This window comes from Halomonas sp. MCCC 1A13316, assembly GCF_014931605.1.
GTDB lineage: Bacteria > Pseudomonadota > Gammaproteobacteria > Pseudomonadales > Halomonadaceae > Halomonas.
The window spans coordinates 379,841-399,019 of sequence record NZ_CP053382.1 but is presented as its reverse complement, the minus strand read 5'-3'; the positions used below and the strand labels follow the sequence as shown (position 1 = coordinate 399,019).

Genomic DNA, 19,179 nt, shown 5'->3' with positions numbered 1-19,179 from the left:
ACTGAACGCGTACAGCGAAGCCAGCCCGTGGGCAGCCGCCCGGTGAGAGGCTAGCCCCATCTTTCTCCCTTGGTGGACAAGGGCCAGCGGTCCGCGTAAAGCAAACCGTCAGAGAGGTTGTCGTTGGATAGGAATCAGTCATAGCCGCCACTACCCGAATACGATAGATAGGCCAGAACATCTCCCGACCGTCCGCCCCCGTTCTGGAGCCGACGTCGTTATGGAGGAGGGAGAGTCAGGTAGGTCACTAGCACGGCGGCGGGCGAGGTCAGCCAATACCGTCAAACGAGAAACAATCTCGTCAACAGAAGCCATACGGTCATTTTTGCTGTAAATTTCTATCTGATCCTTGTGACAGCATTCGTGACACTCAATGGCCCTAGATCTACCTTATCTTCGCCTGCCAAAAAGCGTGCGCCACATATATTTCAGTGCTTTAGATCAAATAACACCACTCAACACCACCCAAAGGCGAACCCCCTCATCAGTCTCATAACCCGAAGGTCGTCGGTTCAAATCCGGCCCCCGCTACCAAACATGAAGACCGAGGCCATGGAGCCTCGGTTTTTTATTGCCCGTACGGCATGAGCCGACGACCGTCGGTTCGCTCTTCGTTTCACGTTCAGCGGCCCCCGCTACCCAACATGAAGACCGAGGCCATGAAGCCTCGGTTTTTTATTGCCCGTACGGCATGAGCCGATGACCGTCGGTTCGCTCTTCGTTTCACGTTCAGCGGCCCCCGCTACCCAACATGAAGACCGAGGCAAAGAAGCCTCGGTTGTTTATTACCCGCTCGGTACCGAACCGACGATCGATTGCTACAGAAGCCATTCGATATCGTTGCGTGCATGAGGGGAAAGCTGCCTGGCGGCACGCGTCGTGAGATGGTGCTCGTCTCGATAGACCACCGTATCGCCCAGTAGGGAGTTGCATCTCCCGCCCGGGCATAGCTGTGCATAAAAATCGACGACCCTGACGTCCGCTTCTTCCTCGGCTATTTCGTGCATGACGGCAAGGATAGCCTCCCTTCTCTTTTCCAGCCGTCGCTGGAAGGTACTGCATGACTCCACCGACCGCCTGGCCAGGCAATCCGTCATGGGAACGCTGAAAACGGGGGTAGGGGCTACGATAATTACTCGCAGCCCGTAACCAAGCAGTGTATCGACAGTATTCCTGAGCCCCTTCTCCGCCAGGGATAAGCGGGCCTCACTGCTAGTCCGTCCCAGCCAGCTGGCACTCAGTACGACACCCGAGAGCCCCTGCTCCACCAAATGGGAAAGCTCGCTCGCCATTTGCTCCTTGAACAGCTCGCAGTTCCGGTCGTTCTCCTGAGGATGGCCCTCAGTATAGCCATGGGAGTAACCCATCAACGGCGGACAGGTACTGAAGGTTCTTTGGAGAAACGCAAACTGCAGATCATCCGAAAGCTCGTCCAGCATTGGCGAATAGTGATCCGCATGTGAATCGCCCCAGAGCAGCAGATCTGGAGACTCCGCATCGGACCTGTTGACACAAATGGATTCTTCCGGCAGCCCTTGGAAAGGAGTGCTCAAATGGCATTTGTCGCGAAGGTCGGGTACGTCTTCCGCAGCACTTTCCAACTGACGATAGAAACCCATGCTCTTCTGTTGATTGGCATGGCTCATTAGGCCAAACGCCGCGAGAGCAAGCAGAACGGAAGACAATGCGCCCAACTTGACGAGTCGCTGGTTGGATACGGATCGCCGCGTAAAAAAACTTACGGCAGGCTTTTCCACCCAACGATATGTCAGGTATGCCAGAAAGAAAGAAAGGGCTGCCAGAGCCACATCGCGCAACAAATTTCCTTCACCCAATTGGTGGGCACGTGCCATGGCCAGCAGGGGCCAGTGCCAGAGGTACCAGGGATACGATATCTTCCCTACGAAGACGAAGGGCCTCGTGGCGAGCAGTTGGGAGATGGGGTTCGGGGCACTGCTGAACCCGGCCACGATCAGCGCCAGTGCCGAGAGCACCGGAAGCGCACCCACCCAACCAGGGTATGCATGGGAGCCTTCGATGAAGAATGCCGCTATCAGTAGCAGCCCCACTCCGAGCGGAGCCAGCGCAGACGCGGCAGTGCGTGAGGCTCGTATGAGCACATGGCCAACGGTGCAAGCCAGCAGCGAACCTGCCAGAAGCTGCCAGCCACGGGAAAGGACGGAGAAGTAGGCCGCGTTGGGGTTGGTGCCGGAAAGCCATACGCCATAGATAAAAGAGGCGCCGATACCTAACGCGGCAATCGTCGAAATGGTTGCCCACTCTCTTTTTCCGTAGCGCCTGGCAATGACAGCGCTGGCGATAAGCAGCACCGGCCAAACGGCATAGAACTGCTCCTCCACCGACAGGGACCACATATGCAATAGCGGCACTTGGTCGGTGGGGCCGTCGAAATAGCCGCCTGTCGTTGCGATAAAGTAGTAATTGGCGAAGAACGCGATGGAAGCGAGGGCGGATTCCGCCAGGCTCTGTTGCTGCCCGATAGGGGTGAGGAGAACATAGCCAAGGACAAGCGAGGAGATGAGCACAACGACCATGGCCGGCATCAGTCGCCGAACACGACGGCCGTAAAAGGAAAGAAGGCTTATCCCGCCAGAATCCTCCAGCTCCCTTATCAGCAGACTCGTGATCAAATAGCCCGATATGACGAAGAAAACATCTACGCCTATGAAGCCGAACCCAAACCCTGGTAACCCGGCATGGTAAGCCACCACCAGAATGACGGCTATCGCCCTCAGGCCATCGATATCCGGCCTGTACTGCGGCTTCTGCATCGCTCCCTCCATCCTTGGGGGTCTTCACTCGACGCGTGATGTCATACTCTTGCTGGTTTGCCGTTAGCGAGCCGCACCACACAACGCGACAAGCCGACAGTATCCGAGAACCATACAGGTAAAGCATAGCCTACGGAGGGCATACCTCATTACTGCTCGGTTCTCGACGCGCCTCCCGTCACGGCATTGCCCGTGCGCGGGCTCCAGCGGGCTTCACAGCGCCTCCATCTTCCTGGCCAACAGGGCGATGCTGCGATCATCGCCGCTGGTACCACGGCAGAACTCCTCGCTGTAGAAGCGGCGCACCAGGTCGCGCTGGCGCAGCCGTCCCTGGCGCAGGTCGTCGAGCCAGTGGCTGAGCTGCCCCGAGACCTGCTGGCCGTCGAGCGAGACCAGCTTCTCTGCAGCGCCATCGCTCAGCAGCGCGATGCCGGTCAGGGCAGCCGCCGATACACAGCCATGCTGCGTCTGCTCTAAGGCAAGGCGTTCATCGACGAAAACCGTCTGATTGGCGAATTCACCCTTGCCGCGCTCACCGAGGATGGAAAGGTGCGGAGCCAGCCCGGGCTCCTCTCCCTCCCGCACCGTAACGGGCGTCGCGCGCTCCAGCACGATTTCGCCATCCCCAACCTTCAGCCATAGTAGCCGTGAGTGTCCCACGACGACGAGCAGCAGGGTACAGCGCAGGTCCCGAACCGGCCGGTGCAGCTCGGTCGCAAGGTCTTCGAGCGTGCCTCGGGCATGACGCACCAGCAACTCGGAGAATTGGCGTACGGCCTCGGGGTCTGGCTCGGCGTCGGCATCGAGCAGCCAGGCCAGTTGCACCTCCAGAGTCTCGGCCAGGCGCAGCATGGCGGCTACAAGGGAACGGGCACCCAGGTCCGAAGCCGGAGAGCTGCCCGCTCCGTCGGCCACCGCGAGCATAGGCCGAGGGCTCGAGGCGGCGCCAGCGGCATCCTGGCATGGCAGCGGCGGAATGCCTTCAAGATGGCTCAGCCCAGTGGTGGCCACGTAAAGCGTCGACCACGCCGACATCGGTTCGCCGTGGGAAAGAGTCGGTTCAACGGGCATGCAGTACCTGCGAACGCTGCGAGCGACCGGGCTTGGCCAGCTGTACGGCAAACTGGCCAGTCGTCATTGCCTCACGGTAATCGCTCAATGCGGCATGCCACTGGGCCAGCGTGGCTCGCTGGATGGGCGCATCGGCCCCTACCGTGAAAGTCGTCACGAACATATCTCGAATGGTGTCGGGCAGTTCACTCCAGAGTTCGTACCACACACCCTGGGGCACGTCGCGCTGGCCGCGGCCGTAGGCGAAGTTGCCGCGCCGCAGGTTGCGCACCGGGTCGTCGCCCCCGACGATGTCGTAGGGATGGCGTCCCAGCATCAGGCACTTGAACAGCACGATGGCGAGCGAAAAGGCCTCGCTGCGCGGCGAACGCACGATATGGCGGAAGGAGACGCCCTGATGCTCCTTGGGCGTCATGTCGGGGCTGCCCACGGGACAAGGGTAGAAGGTGCCGTCGACACGTAACTGGTAGCTGTCACAGTCGATCAGCGTCACCTGCTCAGAGGCAGGGACACAGAAGACATTGTTGAGGTTGTAGTCGCCGATACAGACCCCGGCCTCGTGCAACTGCTGGACGATCTCGACGAAGCGGATCAGGTAACCGACGATACGACGACGATCGAGACCGGGGAAGTAGCGCTGACAGAGCAGGGCGTGGGCGAGGAAGCTCATCTTTACCCCGCGCGCTCGGTACATGGCGAACCCGATCCAGCGGTGCCGCTCGTCGAATACCCGAATCAGCGGCCAGCAAACATCGCGGGTCATGTGGGCATCACGCAAGCTGCGCATGGCCTCGACCTTGCGGTGAAGCTCTTCACCGCGTCTTTCGAGCACTTCGGGGTAGTACCACTTGACGATCACGTCGAGGCGATCGCGCAGGGCGAAGATCTCGCCCTCCCCTCCGCGCTCGAGACGCTTGCCGAGTCGGCGCTCCTTGCCCTGCGAATCCGTCACCACCAGTGCGCGTGCCAACACTCGGCCTCCTTCGTCGTCACGCATCCATTCTAGATGCTGTCCCAACTGTCCGTCGGCGGCAGCTTGACCTGGTCGGTAGTCGACGAAGACGCCGAGACGCGACTCATGCTGGCCGAGAGCCACAGGAAGAACTCACGAAACTTCAGCCCTTCGAGGCGCTTGGCCGGTCGGGTGGAAAAGGCACTCAGTGCTTCGAGATCGGCCTCCTCGACACCCACCGGCATGACCACCAGCTTACGCTGCTGGGCCAGGGTGCGCGCCCTCACCGAAGCTGCCTGCCACTGGTCGGTCGGCACACCGTCGCTGATCACGACGAGCCAGGGCTGGTAGTAGGCCACGCCAGCCTTGCGATAGGCCGCAGTGCGCTCCTCCAGGCGGTCCAGCGCCAGCTCCATGGCACCGCCCAGCGGCGTCAGGCCGGAGGCGCTGAATTGGCGGCACTGCGAGATGTTCATGGCAGTGGTGAAGGGCAACTGCTCGGTCACCTTGCCCCCGGCGGTGATTACCCCGAGCTCGACCGAGCAGGCGGCCATGTCGTCCTCCTGAATCGCCGAGATGAAAGCCTGGACGCCAGCGTTCAATTCGCGAATCGGCGGGCCGAACATCGACGCGGAGGTATCCAGCACCAGCATGCAGGCGCACCGCGGAGAAGGGTTGTCGATCAGCTCGCTATCGCCATTCAGTCGGTACGTTGCCATCCCACGGGTCCTCTTGTCTGGATGCTCGGCCCCGATACGGCCGAACGTAGACGAGACTATCACAGCCCCGGGGTTGATGCCGCGCCCACGGCGACCCGCTGGCCAACGCGACGACGAAGCTAGCACCCGCCCCTTGAATCCCGCTGCCTTTACCCGCATCTTTCGAACAAACTCACCTTTCGTTCAAGGCCGTTTCCATGTCCATCGTTGACCCTCGCAATGGCGCCCCGCTGACGGCGTCTCAGGAATCTCCCTCCACCTCGCAGGAGGCGGCACCCAGCGATGAGCAGCTGATCATCGATGTCGATCGCGACAATATCCAGCAGTTGCTGGAATTCTCCATGCAGGTGCCGGTGCTGCTCGACTGCTGGGCCCCTTGGTGCCAGCCGTGCAAGGCGTTGATGCCGATTCTCGAGAAACTGACCCGGGAGTATCGCGGCACTTTCATCCTGGCCAAGCTCAACATCGAGGAAAACCAGGAGATCGCCGCCCAGCTCGGCGTGCGTTCGGTGCCCGACGTCAAGCTGATCAGCCAGGGGGGGCTGGTGGATCACTTCCAGGGGGCATTACCTGAGAAGGAAATTCGCGAATGGTTGTCGCGCTACTTCCCCGCGCCGGAGGACACCCCAGCCAGCCCTGAGGAACAAGCTGCCGAGGCCCTGGCTCAGGGCGACACTGCCACGGCCCGTGCCCTTTACGAAGAGCTCGTACAGCAAAATCCCGAGCACTACCCCTACCAGGTGGAGCTGGCCCGGTCGCTGGTCGCGGAGGGCCGTAGTGAAGAGGCGTTAGCCCTGCTCGACAACCTTCCGCCAGAGGAACGTGACGCCGCTCCGGCACGCGGCGTACGTGCCAGCATTGAGTTCCGCAAGGAAGCACCCTCCGACGAGGAGCTGGCAGCCCTTGGTGATCGCGATGACAGCGAAGCGAACTTCAAGCGCGCCCTGCGCCAGGTCGCCGATGGCAACTACGAAGCCGGACTGGAAGGACTTCTCGGCGTGATGCGCAAGGATCGTAGCTACGGAGATGACGCGGCACGCCTGACCCTGCTGCGAGTCTTCGATGCTCTGGGTGCCGACCACCCCTTGACCGTCACCTATCGCCGCAAGCTGTTCACGCTGCTGTACTGAGCACGTACCGTTCCGCCCGTTGGCGGCCCCGAGGGCCGCCTCAGCTCTTGTGCCTCACCCCTTCAGTACCTTATCGAGACGCTTCAGAGCCTCTTCGAGTTGTGCTGCGGTGGTGCCGAAATTGAGCCGCACGAAGCCCGGCCAGCCGAAGTCGGCGCCATCGGAGAGCGCCACGCCCGCCTGCTCCATCAGCACTTGCTGAGGCGAACCCTCACGGTGCGCCAACCCTTCGGCGCGGCGCAGATCGAGCCAGGCGAGGTAAGTGGACTGAGGAACGCTCATGCTTACGCCCGGCCACTGGGAGACGCGCTCAGCCAGGGCCTGGCGGTGGCCACGCAGCACCTCGATCAGCTCTCGACGCCAAGGTTCGCACTGGGCATAGGCCACCTCGGCGGCCACCAGCCCCAGCACGTTCACGTCCGGCATCAACCCCCGCGTTGACTCGGCGAAGCGTTGCCTCAGCGAAACATCCGGAATCACCGCACAGGCCGCGGTGAGGCCGGCGAGGTTGAAGGTCTTGGAGGGCGCCCACAGCGTGATGGTTCGCGCCGCAAGCGCCGGAAAGGCCGCGGCCAACGGTCGGTGCATGGCACCTTCGTCGAGCAGAAGATCGCAGTGCAATTCGTCGGACACCACCAGCAGGTCGTGACGCTCGACCAGCACTGCCAGGCCGGCCAGTTCCTCATGACGCCATACACGACCGGTGGGGTTGTGCGGGTGGCACCACAGCAGCAGCCGCGTCTCGGGTGTAATCGCCGCCTCCAGCGCCTCCAGATCGAGCCGCCAGGGCTCGCCGGGGGCGCCCGGCTCGCCCAGAGGCGCCTGCTGGGCAAGCCGCCCGGTGCGCTCGGCCACCTTGAGGAAGGGCGGATAGATGGGCGTAATCGTCAGCACTCCCTCATCCGGTTCGGTCAGCGCCAGGCTGGCCAAGTGCAGGGCCGGCACTACACCGGGTAGCCACAGCTGCCATTCCGGCTCGATCGGCCAGTCGTATTCACGTGCGCTCCACTCGCACAGGGTGCGCTTGAGGCTGTCGGACACCAGTCCATAACCGAAGACGCCATGATCGACCCGTGCCTGCAGCGCCTCGATCACCTCGGGAGGCGAGCGAAAATCCATGTCGGCCACCCACAGCGGCAAGATGCTGGCATCATAGCGATGCCACTTCTGCGATGGCCATTGGCCCCGATCGGGGTGGCGACGCTCGATAGGCGTGGCAAAATCGAACTCCATTTCCTCTCCTCGGGAAGCAGCAGTATGAGCAAGACCATGCCGCAAAGCGGCTTCTATGCCAAGGTACGTCGGGGCATGCCGGCGCTGATCGATCAGTGGCTCGAGCTCGGCCAGGGCGATCCGGACCGCCTCGCGCTGATACTGGCCGAGACGGCACGGGTGGCTCGCCTGGGCGAGCCCGAGGTCACTCCTGACGGGGCAATGCTCAAAGCGTGGTGCCAGCCAGAGGCAGAGGATAGCATTCCGCTTTGGGCGGCACGCACCGCCGCCTTCCTGCTGATTCAAATGCCGGCGCGCCCGCTACCGAAAAGCGACGACGAAGCTTGCGCCTGGGCCTATTGCTGGTTGCGTAATCGCGAGTTTGCCAGTGCCGACGAGGCGCGTGCCGCCTTGCCAGCCCACCTACAGGAGAAGTTGACCCACGCGGTGGGAGCCGCCTGGGCAGACCGTCAGGGCTTACGCCTCATCTAATGGCCTTTAGCGTCATTTCCACCAAGGAATGAATCAATGGATGTCCCTCTGAGCTGGCAACTGGCCAAGCTCGCGGTATCGATCGGTATCGTGCTCGGCCTGTCGGTCGTTGCCGAGCGCGTCAGTACGCGGGTGGCCGGTCTGCTTTCCGGCTACCCGCTGGGTACCGCCATTGCACTGTTCTTCATCGGCCTGGAGATCTCGCCGGGCTTCGCCGCAGAGAGCGCCGTATTCAGCCTGGCGGGTTTCACCGCCACCATGGCGCTGGGCTGCGGATACCTGGTTTGCGGACGCCGCGACGGCCTCGTCGGTGTACTCGCCGGCACGGCGGGCGGCCTCACTGCGTGGTGGCTGACAAGCCTCGTGCTGACGCGCTTCGAATTCGACCGCCTGAGCGGCACCCTGGTGACGCTGGTTGCCATCTTTGCCTTCACTTGGCTCTATCGGCACGTGCCAGAAACCCGTGTCACGATGCGCCACGACAGCTCACGCTGGAAGCCGCTTGCACTTCGCGCCGGGCTGGCCACCATCATCGTCTTCGTGGTTACCGGCCTGGCCCATGTGCTGCCGACGTCATGGACCGGCATGCTGGCGGCGTTTCCGATCTCGATGTACCCCCTGCTGGTGATTCTGCACCTCACCCACGGCGCCGCGCCGGCCGCCACGGTCATCAAGCATTACCCGGCCGGCCTGGGCGCACTGCTCTGCTATGCGCTCTGCGTATCGCTCACCTATGCCACCCTGGGCCTGCTGTGGGGCACTCTGGCAGGCTTTGCCGTGGCCACCCTGTGGCTGCTGGGCTGGATGCGCCTGCAGGCCTGGCACGGCGCAAGGCAGGCGGCCCGCACTTGACCTAGCGTTTGCTCGGGGCAATGCTGTCAGGCTACCAACGCCACGCCACAAGACCACAAGAGACAGAGGAATCCCCATGTTCGTGCGCACCATCGAACCCGCCTTCTACGACACCGATGCCCTGGGTCATGTCAACAATACCCGGCTGCCGGCCTGGTTCGAGCTGGCACGCAACGACCTGTTCCGCCTGTTCACGCCGGACCTGGATCCGCGCAAGTGGCGGCTGATCATGGCGCGCATGGAGATCGACTATCGTGCCGAGCTGCACTACGGCAGCGATGTCGAGATTCGTACCTATGTTTCACGGCTGGGCAACAGCTCCTTCACCGTGACCCAGGAGGCGTGGCAGAAGGGCGAGATGACCAACCTGGGCCATACCGTAATGGTGCACTTCGATCACGACACCAAGCGCGCCGTACCCATCGAGGGCGAGCTGCGTGCAGCGCTCGAAGCCCACCTACAGCCGATCGCTGAGCCGGCCAGCGCATGACCCCGGCCGTCAAGGTGCTGGAACGCGACGGTGCCGCCTTCGAGCTGCTCGACTACGAGCACGACCCCCGCGCACCGGTCTACGGCGAGGAGGCTGCGAACGCTCTGGGGCTCGCTCCGCACACGGTGTTCAAGACGCTGGTTGCCCGCCTCGAAGATGGCCGCCTGGCGGTCGGCATCGTGCCGGTCACCAGCCAGCTCGATCTCAAGGCGCTGGCCAAGGTAGCCGGGGCGCGTCGTGCCAGCATGGCCGAGGCGGCTGAGGCGGAGCGAGCCACGGGATACGTGCTGGGTGGCATAAGTCCCCTGGGGCAGAAGAAACGACTGCCCACGTTTCTCGACGCCAGCGCCGAGACGCTCGGACGGCTGCACGTCAGCGGCGGGCGTCGCGGCCTGGAGATCGCCCTGGCGCCTGCCGACCTGATCCGCCTATGCCAAGCACGCCTGGCCCCGCTGGCACGCACCTGATCCCGCATGAGCCAAACATGGTCTCATGTGGTCAAAGCTACATGACCCGGTAGAACGACGGGCCATTCATCGCTGGCAGGAGTCCATCATGGCCATCCGCTACAATCTCTGGCTCGACCCCGACAACGTGGCCCAGCACCGCGCCGTGGAAGCCGATCTGGAGCGCTACTTCGTGGAGCGGTTCGCCGACTACCCGCATATCCGCTTGTTCGGCGCCGACCCCTACGATTATGATGCGCCGTTCAATCGCCTCTACGACGTGCTGATGGCACGGGCCAACGAGTACTGCGAACGCCAATGGCGTGGCTACGTGCCGACGCCCGAGCAGCTCAACCGGACCTTCTTCCGCGCCGTGGGCCGCTCCAACAAGTTCGTAAGGGAACCTGCCGATGGTGATCCAGACCGACCAAATGCCTGACGCCCGACAGTTGGCCATCATCGCCGAGCAATTGGGCCGCGCTCCGCGCGGTATCGAGGCGGTCGCTGCCGTTGACGGTGAAGGCACCCCTCTGGTACTGCGCATGGCGCCCATCGTCGACGGCAAGCCGTTTCCCACCCTCTACTGGCTCTGCTCCGAACGCCTCAAGATCGCTATCTCCCGTATCGAGGCCAGTGGTGTCATCAAACAGATTGAAGCAAGACTGCGGGAAGATTGCGATTTTCTCGCTGCCTACCATGCCAGCCACCGCGATTACGTGGACGCCCGCTGGCGCCATATGAGCACAACGCAGCGCCATGAGGTGGAGCGGCTCGGCTACGAGGGTGTGTTGCGTGAGCGCGGTATCGGCGGCATCGCCAACTGGGACCAGGTTCGCTGCCTGCATACCCAATACGCCCACCACCTGTGTGGTGATAACGTCATCGGCCAGTGGCTCGACACCGAGTTTGCCGTAGCCGACTGCCTGCCCTGACGCTATTTCGAGGCTTTCGAAGCCAATCCCTGGCAGCTAGGATAGGAGCTTGCCAAGGAGAAGCGCATGTCGAAATTCTGTGTCTATCTGGGCTCCCGCGATGGCCGAGACCCAGCCTTTCTTGAAGCCGCCCGAGCCCTCGGGCAGGAAATGGCCGCGCGCGGTCACGGCCTGGTCTATGGCGGTGCCCGTATCGGCCTTATGGGGGAGCTGGCCAACGCCGTACTGGCCGGTGGCGGCGACGTGATCGGCGTGATGCCCCATCACCTGGTGGAGCGCGAGCAGGCCCATGAGGGGCTACCAACGCTGATACGTGTGAACAACATGCACGAGCGCAAGGCAAGCATGGCCGCCCATGCCGACGCCTTCATCGCCCTGCCCGGTGGCATCGGCACTCTGGAAGAGCTGTTCGAGGCCTGGACCTGGCAGTACCTGGGGCTTCACGACAAACCCATCGGCGTTCTCGATACCGCCGGCTTCTACTCCCCCCTGCTGACCTTCCTCGACCAGACCGTCGAGCATGGCTTCCTCAATGCCCGCACCCGGACACAACTGATCGATGCCGAGGATCCCACCGCCTTGCTGGATGCACTGGAAGCCCGACTCGCCGAAACTATCTAGGAGGCCGCCATGCATGCTTTCGCCATAGAGCTGGAGGCATGATCAGCTCGCTCCCAAGGGCGCGTCAGCTTTCCGGCGTAGCCTGACCGAGGGTACGCTGGTAAGTGAGCTGCAGCAGTCGGGCATCCTCTCCGGCGCGATGGCGATGGATGCCAAGTTCCTTGACCAGCAACTCGCGAGTCCTGTGCCAGACGGCAAGCTGCGGCTCGCTGAGCAGAATGCGCAGCGCCTCGAGACGGAAGGCAGGCAGCATACCGGCATGGTGGAACAGTAGCGACAGCCAGGTATTGTCGTAGCCCCAGCTGTCACTATAGGCAATGCCGATCTCGTTCAGTTCGTCGTTGAGCCAGCGCGCCACCTGAGCCACGGGCAGCCCTTCGCGCTGCAAACGCGCCCGGGATATCCCATGCAGCAACTCGGCCTTGGGGTCCCAATGCGTCCACTCCTCCAAGGGTTGGATGAGGAAGGCGCAGCAGCTACCGTCGGCCCGTGCCAGGCCGATCTCGATAGGGTAGCTACCGCGCCCGAACCCGGACGCCTCGATATCCAGCAGTGTCGGCAGCGTCACGAATGGGCGTGTCCTCAAAGGCAAGGCCGCGGCAGGGGCCGTGGAAGGGGAGAAGGGTTAGTGTCGGGCCTGGACGCCATTGCTGTCCAGTTCCTCACCTTCCAGTCCAGCATGGCGGTCGGCCAAGGCCTGCCAGTGACCCGCCTGAACGGCATCCACCGGCAACCCCAGCTCGCCGAGGCGATAGGCCTTGGCCAGGCGCAGCGCGGCAAGTGAGTGACCGGCTTCGCCGGCGCGAGCGTACCAGGTCACGGCACGCTCTTCGCGGCGAGGATACTGAGCGCAGCCATGCTCGAGAATTCTTCCCGCCTGGTACTGAGCCTTGAGGTTGCCCGCCTGTGCCGCCTCGAGAACGTAGCGTGCACCGCGCGCCTTGTCCTGCGGGCTGACGCCACGCTGGAAGAGCATGTGCCCATAGAGCGACAGCGCAGCAGGGTGACCGGCGTCGGCGCAGCGCTCGAAGAGATGCATGGTCAAGCGCTGGGTACGCGGGGAGCGTGGTAGCCAGCGCGTGTGGAACAGTTGTTCCGCAAGACGATATTCGAGCCGAGTGAACAGTGATGATGCCTGCGTCATTGTGCAAACAACCTTGCCTATGCTTGAAGCTGGCCACATGACGTTGTGCTCACACCCTGTGATCATCGTCATGGCCTGTCTTGAGCTCGCCGCGGGACTCCGCCGGGCCGCTGAGGGTCGCCAGCATACGCTCGCCCCGGCGGTGACTCAACCCCCGTGATTTGCTGCCGGGATAGGCCTCGGCTAGCATGGCTTGGATAAGCCACGAGAACGCTTCCGACCCTACCTCATACAGGAGCGATGATGCAGACGCGATTGCTTGGCGACACGGGCATCGAGGTCAGCCGCCTGTGCCTGGGCACCATGACATTCGGCGAGCAGAACAGCGAAGCCGAGGCCCATGAACAGCTCGACCGCGCCGTAGCCTTCGGCATCAACTTCATCGATGCGGCCGAGATGTACCCAGTCCCCCCCCGCGCCGAGACCCAGGGCCGTACCGAGGCCTACATCGGTAGCTGGCTCAAGCGACGCGAGAGCCGTGACGACGTCATCATCGCCACCAAGGTTTCTGGCCCCCGAATGGAACATATTCGCGGCGGCTCACGCCTGAGCCGCGAGCAAATCCATCAGGCTATCGATGCCAGCCTCACGCGGCTACAGAGCGATTACGTCGACCTCTATCAGTTGCACTGGCCCGAGCGCTCGACCAACTATTTCGGCAAGCTGGGCTACGAACATGACGAAGAGGAGGACGCGGTCGCGCTGGAGGAGACGCTCACAGCGCTCAAGGAGTTGGTGGAGGCCGGCAAGGTGCGTGCCGTCGGCCTCTCCAACGAGACGCCATGGGGTGTCATGAAGTCGCTGCAATTGGCCGAGCGCCTGGATCTGCCACGCGTCGCCTCGATCCAGAACCCCTATAACCTGCTAAACCGCACCTTCGAGGTCGGTCTGGCCGAGATCGCCCATCGCGAAAATGTGGGATTGCTGGCCTATTCACCGCTGGCCTTCGGCGTGCTGTCGGGCAAGTATCTCGACGGTGCGCGTCCGGAAAATGCTCGCCTGACCCTCTTCGAGCGCTTCCAGCGCTATACCTCGCCGCTCGCCGAACAGGCCACCCGTGCCTACGTCGACATCGCCCGCGAGCATGACCTGGACCCCGCCCAGATGGCGCTTGCCTTCATCAATTCGCGCAGTTTCCTGACCAGCAACATCATCGGCGCCACCACCATGGAACAGCTCGAGGACAATCTCGCCAGCGAGTCGCTCAAGCTCGAACAGAGCGTGCTCGACGCCATCGATGAGGTGCATCGGCGCATACCCAACCCCTGCCCCTGAGATCCGATCTTGAGCATGCCCGGGCTATCGTTGCGATAGCCCCGTCGTTGCGATGCTACTGGTATAATCTCGCCGTTCCCGACTCGTCTCTTTCAGGTACAGGAGTGCCCCATGCTGAGCGTGATCTCGCCGGCCAAGACGCTGGACTTCGAGACCCCAGCCTCAACAGCCGCCCATACGCAGCCGGATTTTCTCGACCGGAGCCAACGGCTGATCACTAGCCTGCGCGATTACTCTCCGCAACAGCTCAGCGAGCTGATGGGGATCAGTGACAAACTGGCCGGCCTCAATGCCGCCCGTTTCGCCGAATGGCGGCCGCCCTTCACCCCGGACAACGCCAAGCCAGCGGCCCAGGCCTTCCAGGGTGACGTCTACGTCGGGCTCGAGGCTGCCACCTTCAGCGACGACGACAACGCCTTCGCCCAGCGACACCTGCGCATCCTCTCCGGCCTGTACGGTCTGCTGAGGCCGCTCGACCTGATCCAGCCCTACCGCCTCGAGATGGGGACCCGGCTCCCCAATCCGGCTGGCAAGGATCTCTACGCCTTCTGGAAGGACTCTTTGACCGAAGCGCTCGACCGTGCCATCGCCGAGAGCGGCTCCAAGGTGCTGGTAAACCTGGCTTCCAACGAGTACTTCAAGGCCGTCGACGTCAAGCGACTCGATGCAAGAGTGATCACGCCGATATTCAAGGACGAGAAGAGCGGGACCTACAAGATCATCAGTTTCTACGCCAAGAAGGCACGGGGCCTGATGGCAGCCTGGATGATCCGGCAGCGGCTGGACGACCCGGAAAAGCTCAAGGAATTCGATGTGGCAGGCTACGCCTTCAACCCGGCCATGTCTGAAGACGACACCCTAGTCTTCACTCGCCGCGAAGACCAGCATTGAGTTTCTAGAAGAAGCGCATCGGGCGCGATGCACGCGACTTGAGAAAACGCTTGTGGATCTGGCGGAAGCGCTCGTCGTCGCAGCGGTCGAGCCATTCGTAGGCTACCATGTCGGCACTCACCGGAATGGCGCCCGCATGGACCATCCGCTCACGAGCGAGCTTCGCCTCTGCCGCACGCCGACTGACCGTCGCCTCACTGAGCCAAAACACCTCGTAGCCTGCCTCCAGCAGCCCCAGGCCGGTCTGCAGCACGCAGATGTGCGCCTCACTGCCACACAGCACGATCTGGCGCTTGTTGCTCTCCGCCAGCGCGCCGGCGAAGTCCGGCTCGGCATGGGCGTTGAAGTGGGTCTTTTGCCACAGCTGATAGTCGGGTAGCGCCTCCAGCAGTCGCGGATCACTATGTCCAAGGCCTTCGGGGTATTGCTCTGTGAGCCACACCGGAATGGTCAATGCGCTGGCCACGCCCCCCAACCAGCCCGCCTCGGCAACCGCCTGACCGCCCCCATCGATCACTGGCAGCAGGCCAGCTTGGAGATCGAGGATCAGCAGCAGGCTCTGTTCGCTCTTAAGACGCATGAATTTCCCTCTTTTTGTCGTCACTTCCGACAGCATAGCCGCTAGAATGAGGCTCCAACTTCTCACCTCCCGCACCAACCTCCCATAGAGAGATCCTACGATGCGTCATTTCCTTGTCATGCTCATGGTTGCCGTGCTGGGCTTCGGTCTGGCCGTCGAACATGCCGAAGCCCGCCGGCTAGGCGGTGGCAGCAATGTCGGCAGCTTCTCCCGCCAGGCTACCGCACCCAAGCAGGCCGCTCCGGCGCGTCAGGCCAAACCCAACCGAGCCGCCGGTTCGCGCATGCCAGGCATGCTGGCCGGCATGCTGGCTGGTGGCCTATTGGCAGCACTGTTCTTCGGCGGCGCCTTCGACGAACTGCGGCTGATGGACATTCTGCTGATGGCCGGCCTTGGCCTCCTGCTGTTCCGGTTGTTGGCGCGCCGCCGCACGGCTGTGGCCGGCGGACCGCAGCCGCACGCTGAATCTCATGCCTTCCAGTCGGCGCCTGGCGCTTCCATGGGCGGTGGCAACTTCGGCAGCCTGCCGGCCTGGTTCGACCGCGAGCGCTTCCTGTCCGGTGCCAAGGAGCACTTCATGACGCTGCAACGCGCTTGGGACAACAACGACTTTGGCGGTATTCAAGAGTACGTCACCCCCGAACTCTACAATCTACTACGTGAGGAGCGCAGCAAGCAGCCGGCGAACAACCGCACGGAGATCGGGCGCCTGTTCGCCGAACTCGGCGATGTACGCGAGGTAGGCGGTCAGGCCGAAGCCACCGTCATCTTCCACGGCATTCTAGAAGAAAACGGCGAGCACACCGAGTTCAACGAGACCTGGCACCTGATTCGCGAGGTACGTGACGGCGCCCCCTGGTATCTCCAAGGCATCGAGCAGAACGCCGCAATTTGATCCTTACAGAGCATCCAGTGCCAAGGGTCGGTTTCGCTTCTCATAGGACTGACCCGTTGGCTCCTCCACCGTTCCTGCAACCGCTTGGAACGGCATCGCATCACGCTTCAGTTTGAATCTTCCTACCATTTCCGCCAATCGGTCTGCCTGTTCTCGCAGCTGTTCGGCAGCCGAAGTCGTCTCTTCCGCCAAGGCCGCGTTCTGCTGCGTCATCCGGTCGAGTTCAGCCACGGCAACGTTGACCTGGCCAATACCGTCACTCTGCTCGCTGGCGGCGTGGCTGATCTCCCCCAGCATACTGGCGACCCGGTCGACCCCTGCCATGAGTTCCTGCATGGCATCTCCGGTTTCGCGTACCAGATACGTGCCACCCTGCACTTTCTCGTTCGATACCTCGATGAGCTGGCGTATATCACGTGAGGCCTCGGCACTGCGGGTAGCCAATTGGCGCACCTCGCCGGCCACAACGGCAAAGCCTCTTCCACTCTCTCCGGCCCGTGCCGCCTCAACCGAGGCATTCAAGGCCAACAGATTGGTCTGAAAGGCGATGTCATCCATTACCTTGACGATATCGGCGACCCGCATAGAAGCATTCTGGATCTCGCCCATCGTCGAGATGACTTGCTCGACCTTGCCGGAGGTGTTCTGTGCCAGATCCGATGCCCCTTGAGAGAGGGCGCTGGCTTCCTGTGCGGAGGCAGACGTATTGGCCACGGTGCCATTGATTTCCTCCATCGAGGCCGAGGTCTGCTGAAGGCTGGATGCGGCCTGGTCGGTGCGCCGTGACATGTCGTGGCCGCCGATGGCAATCTCCTGGGCAGCCAGCCGGACCGAATCACTGCTGCTTCTCACTTGGGCTAGCACGTCGTGCATCTTGTCGGCAAAGGCATTGAACTGATTGGCCAGCTCGGTGCTCTCATCCCTGCCTTCGACCGGTAGTCGCATCGTCAGGTCGCCGTCGCCTTCAGCGACTTCCCGCATGGCCTGGGCCGTACGCCGTATTGGCCGAAACAGGGTTCTCAGAAGCAGCGCGATGACAGCCAGGCTTGCCACCAGAATCAGCGCCACGCACAGTACGACCAGCAGGACGGCACGGTTGAGATCGGCGAACAGCTCATTGCGCGGAATCTGGGCAAAGGCCACCCAGTCGGTGCCCGGCACTTCGATGGCAGCGACCAGTTGCTCGGCTCCCTGGGCATCCTTTATCGTCGCGTAGCGATACCCCTCACCGCTCATCAGCTCTTCCGCGATGTCACCCCAGCCGGGCAGCTCCGCCACAGGTTCTCCGACCCGAGCCGCACCCTCGGGATGAATGCTGATCGTCCCATCTCGGCTCGCCAAGAATACGCTGCCACTCTCACCCAGCCGATAGTTGCGTATCGTTTCCGCCATGGCGTCCAGCGAATAGCCAACGCCGGCGATCCCTACGCGCTCACCATCGGCCTCGATGATATGGTTGATGAACACCTGAACCTGGCCGCCTTCGGCATCGACGTTCAACTGGTAGGCCTCGCCTTCGCTGGCGTCTACCAGATCGTAGAACCAATGGTCCCGATCGCGGCTCAGCGTTCGCTCGACGCCATTCCCCGTGTAGTACTTGCCGCTGCGTGCTGAAACGTAGAAGACGATACTGGCACCGGTACGGTGTTGTATGTCCTGAAAATAGTCGACTGCCTGCGTGACCCCTTCTTCGGGTTCCCCCGCGGACAGCCAGGCCTGCAGGTAATGATTGTCCGCCAGGTTCTGGGCGGTAGTTATAGGGCCCGTCAGGGTCGCATCGATGTCGTTGCGGATACTTTCCAGCGTGGCAGGTAGCTCCGCCGCCGTTACTCGTTCAGTGACCAAATCACCGAAAAGCCGATACTGGACGATAGTGGAACCACCGACAATCAGTAGCATGCATAGACAAATACAGAGCAACAGCTTCTGGGCTATAGTGAGATTTATCATAGTTTTCCCTTTGGCTGCGGCGCATCGTCAGGGGGAGACACGCCAATCTTGACCACGCGGTCAAGTCAACTATCGGCGAGCGACAGGAAAACTGTAGGGCTAGTACGGTCATTCAGGATGCAGCGTCACCTTTTCTCTTCTTCTGCATCTTCTTCGATCTCCTCACTTACCTCTTCAATGCTCTTTTCCACTCCCTTCATGGCCTCATCGATATTACGCTCGGTCTTGTCACCGGGGCCCGTATCATCACAGCCCATCAGCCCTATACTCACGGCAGCCAGCCATGCGGCTATCAGATAATTCCTTGATTGCATTCATTCTTCTCTTGGCTCGTGGGTTTCTATGAACCTACGCTACTCGCTCCCAGGCACCCGCGCCACTCGTTGCTGTATGGAGCTGTGCACCTTTGTAAGGGCCAATCTCGTATAGCGCACCTATGGTAACGACTCAGCCCTCGCTTGAGCAGTAATGACAGATAAAGAAAAACCCCGAGCACTGTCGTACTCGGGGTTTTGGGATAGATGCCTGACGACCCGGGCGGCGCTCCGCGATTCTCCATGGGAGGCCCCTAAACGACGAAACCCAGCCTCTTTCGAAGCTGGGTTTCTGAAGAGATGCCTGACGATGACCTACTCTCGCATGGGGAGACCCCACACTACCATCGGCGCTGAGCGGTTTCACTGCTGAGTTCGGCATGGGATCAGGTGGTTCCCACTCGCTATGGTCGTCAGGCGA

The 19,179-nt window shown here is 62.1% G+C and carries 21 protein-coding genes and 1 rRNA gene; 11 read left to right on the top strand and 11 right to left on the bottom strand.

Annotated features, from left to right (window positions below; all coding sequences use genetic code 11):
- Positions 1-818: 818 nt before the first annotated feature.
- The 4 genes from HNO52_RS01920 to HNO52_RS01905 form a co-directional block, all read right to left on the bottom strand.
- Positions 819-2,792, bottom strand: coding sequence for an acyltransferase family protein (locus HNO52_RS01920; RefSeq protein WP_197567403.1), 1,974 nt, complete (start codon positions 2,790-2,792; stop codon positions 819-821).
- A gap of 213 nt (positions 2,793-3,005) precedes the next feature.
- Complete coding sequence (locus HNO52_RS01915; RefSeq protein ID WP_197567402.1) at positions 3,006-3,863, bottom strand: PP2C family serine/threonine-protein phosphatase; 858 nt, start codon at positions 3,861-3,863, stop codon at positions 3,006-3,008.
- A complete protein-coding gene (locus HNO52_RS01910; RefSeq protein ID WP_232090474.1) occupies positions 3,853-4,836 on the bottom strand; it encodes a kinase in 984 nt (327 codons plus the stop codon). The genes HNO52_RS01915 and HNO52_RS01910 overlap by 11 nt, the downstream gene beginning before the upstream one ends.
- A gap of 29 nt (positions 4,837-4,865) precedes the next feature.
- Positions 4,866-5,534, bottom strand: coding sequence for a vWA domain-containing protein (locus tag HNO52_RS01905; protein ID WP_197567400.1), 669 nt, complete (start codon positions 5,532-5,534; stop codon positions 4,866-4,868).
- Between the two features lie 197 nt (positions 5,535-5,731).
- Between HNO52_RS01905 and HNO52_RS01900 the strand changes: the two genes are divergently transcribed.
- Positions 5,732-6,664, top strand: coding sequence for a tetratricopeptide repeat protein (locus HNO52_RS01900; RefSeq protein ID WP_197567399.1), 933 nt, complete (start codon positions 5,732-5,734; stop codon positions 6,662-6,664).
- A 54-nt stretch (positions 6,665-6,718) separates the two neighbouring features.
- Here the strand turns inward: HNO52_RS01900 and HNO52_RS01895 are convergent, their stop codons facing one another.
- The gene (locus tag HNO52_RS01895; RefSeq protein ID WP_197567398.1) at positions 6,719-7,897 is read right to left on the bottom strand and encodes a MalY/PatB family protein; all 1,179 of its coding nucleotides are present in this window, start codon (positions 7,895-7,897) and stop codon (positions 6,719-6,721) included.
- 36 nt (positions 7,898-7,933) lie between these two features.
- On the opposite strand from HNO52_RS01895, the gene HNO52_RS01890 reads away from it, so the two are divergent.
- The 7 genes from HNO52_RS01890 to HNO52_RS01860 all read left to right on the top strand — a co-directional run bounded on the left by HNO52_RS01890 (position 7,934) and on the right by HNO52_RS01860 (position 11,709).
- Entirely contained in the window at positions 7,934-8,368 is a 435-nt protein-coding gene (locus HNO52_RS01890; protein ID WP_197569061.1) for a hypothetical protein, read from the top strand.
- A 36-nt stretch (positions 8,369-8,404) separates the two neighbouring features.
- The gene (locus HNO52_RS01885; protein WP_197567397.1) at positions 8,405-9,220 is read left to right on the top strand and encodes a hypothetical protein; all 816 of its coding nucleotides are present in this window, start codon (positions 8,405-8,407) and stop codon (positions 9,218-9,220) included.
- Positions 9,221-9,296: 76 nt separating this feature from the next.
- Positions 9,297-9,710: an acyl-CoA thioesterase gene (locus HNO52_RS01880; protein WP_197567396.1), complete on the top strand. Its 414-nt coding sequence runs from the start codon at positions 9,297-9,299 to the stop codon at positions 9,708-9,710.
- Positions 9,707-10,177 carry a Cys-tRNA(Pro) deacylase gene (gene ybaK, locus HNO52_RS01875; RefSeq protein WP_197567395.1) on the top strand — a complete coding sequence of 157 codons (471 nt, stop codon included), beginning with the start codon at positions 9,707-9,709 and terminating at the stop codon, positions 10,175-10,177. Before HNO52_RS01880 ends, ybaK begins: the two co-directional genes overlap by 4 nt.
- 88 nt (positions 10,178-10,265) lie before the next feature.
- Positions 10,266-10,595, top strand: a complete 330-nt coding sequence (locus HNO52_RS01870) for a hypothetical protein (RefSeq protein WP_197567394.1) — start codon at positions 10,266-10,268, stop codon at positions 10,593-10,595.
- Positions 10,567-11,088: a DUF501 domain-containing protein gene (locus HNO52_RS01865; RefSeq protein ID WP_197567393.1), complete on the top strand. Its 522-nt coding sequence runs from the start codon at positions 10,567-10,569 to the stop codon at positions 11,086-11,088. Before HNO52_RS01870 ends, HNO52_RS01865 begins: the two co-directional genes overlap by 29 nt.
- Before the next feature lie 66 nt (positions 11,089-11,154).
- Positions 11,155-11,709: an LOG family protein gene (locus tag HNO52_RS01860; RefSeq protein ID WP_197567392.1), complete on the top strand. Its 555-nt coding sequence runs from the start codon at positions 11,155-11,157 to the stop codon at positions 11,707-11,709.
- Positions 11,710-11,773: 64 nt separating this feature from the next.
- Here HNO52_RS01860 and HNO52_RS01855 read toward each other — a convergent pair whose 3' ends face one another.
- The gene (locus tag HNO52_RS01855; protein WP_197567391.1) at positions 11,774-12,277 is read right to left on the bottom strand and encodes a 3'-5' exonuclease family protein; all 504 of its coding nucleotides are present in this window, start codon (positions 12,275-12,277) and stop codon (positions 11,774-11,776) included.
- Positions 12,278-12,334: 57 nt separating this feature from the next.
- Positions 12,335-12,853: a tetratricopeptide repeat protein gene (locus tag HNO52_RS01850; protein ID WP_197567390.1), complete on the bottom strand. Its 519-nt coding sequence runs from the start codon at positions 12,851-12,853 to the stop codon at positions 12,335-12,337.
- Between the two features lie 243 nt (positions 12,854-13,096).
- On the opposite strand from HNO52_RS01850, the gene HNO52_RS01845 reads away from it, so the two are divergent.
- Positions 13,097-14,128 carry an NADP(H)-dependent aldo-keto reductase gene (locus tag HNO52_RS01845; protein WP_197567389.1) on the top strand — a complete coding sequence of 344 codons (1,032 nt, stop codon included), beginning with the start codon at positions 13,097-13,099 and terminating at the stop codon, positions 14,126-14,128.
- Positions 14,129-14,239: 111 nt separating this feature from the next.
- Positions 14,240-15,019 carry a peroxide stress protein YaaA gene (gene yaaA / locus HNO52_RS01840; protein WP_197567388.1) on the top strand — a complete coding sequence of 260 codons (780 nt, stop codon included), beginning with the start codon at positions 14,240-14,242 and terminating at the stop codon, positions 15,017-15,019.
- Between the two features lie 4 nt (positions 15,020-15,023).
- On the opposite strand, the gene HNO52_RS01835 is transcribed toward yaaA, so the two are convergent.
- Positions 15,024-15,599: an isochorismatase family protein gene (locus HNO52_RS01835; protein ID WP_197567387.1), complete on the bottom strand. Its 576-nt coding sequence runs from the start codon at positions 15,597-15,599 to the stop codon at positions 15,024-15,026.
- A 100-nt stretch (positions 15,600-15,699) separates the two neighbouring features.
- Here HNO52_RS01835 and HNO52_RS01830 point away from each other — a divergent pair, with 100 nt between their 5' ends.
- Positions 15,700-16,494, top strand: coding sequence for a Tim44 domain-containing protein (locus tag HNO52_RS01830; protein WP_197567386.1), 795 nt, complete (start codon positions 15,700-15,702; stop codon positions 16,492-16,494).
- Positions 16,495-16,497: 3 nt separating this feature from the next.
- Here HNO52_RS01830 and HNO52_RS01825 read toward each other — a convergent pair whose 3' ends face one another.
- The 3 genes from HNO52_RS01825 to rrf form a co-directional block, all read right to left on the bottom strand.
- Positions 16,498-18,393 (bottom strand): methyl-accepting chemotaxis protein, encoded by a 1,896-nt coding sequence (locus HNO52_RS01825; RefSeq protein ID WP_197567385.1) that lies wholly within the window; start codon positions 18,391-18,393, stop codon positions 16,498-16,500.
- 176 nt (positions 18,394-18,569) lie between these two features.
- Positions 18,570-18,758: a hypothetical protein gene (locus tag HNO52_RS01820; RefSeq protein WP_197567384.1), complete on the bottom strand. Its 189-nt coding sequence runs from the start codon at positions 18,756-18,758 to the stop codon at positions 18,570-18,572.
- Between the two features lie 302 nt (positions 18,759-19,060).
- Positions 19,061-19,176: ribosomal RNA gene (gene rrf, locus HNO52_RS01815) — 5S ribosomal RNA — on the bottom strand.
- Between the last annotated feature and the right edge of the window lie 3 nt (positions 19,177-19,179).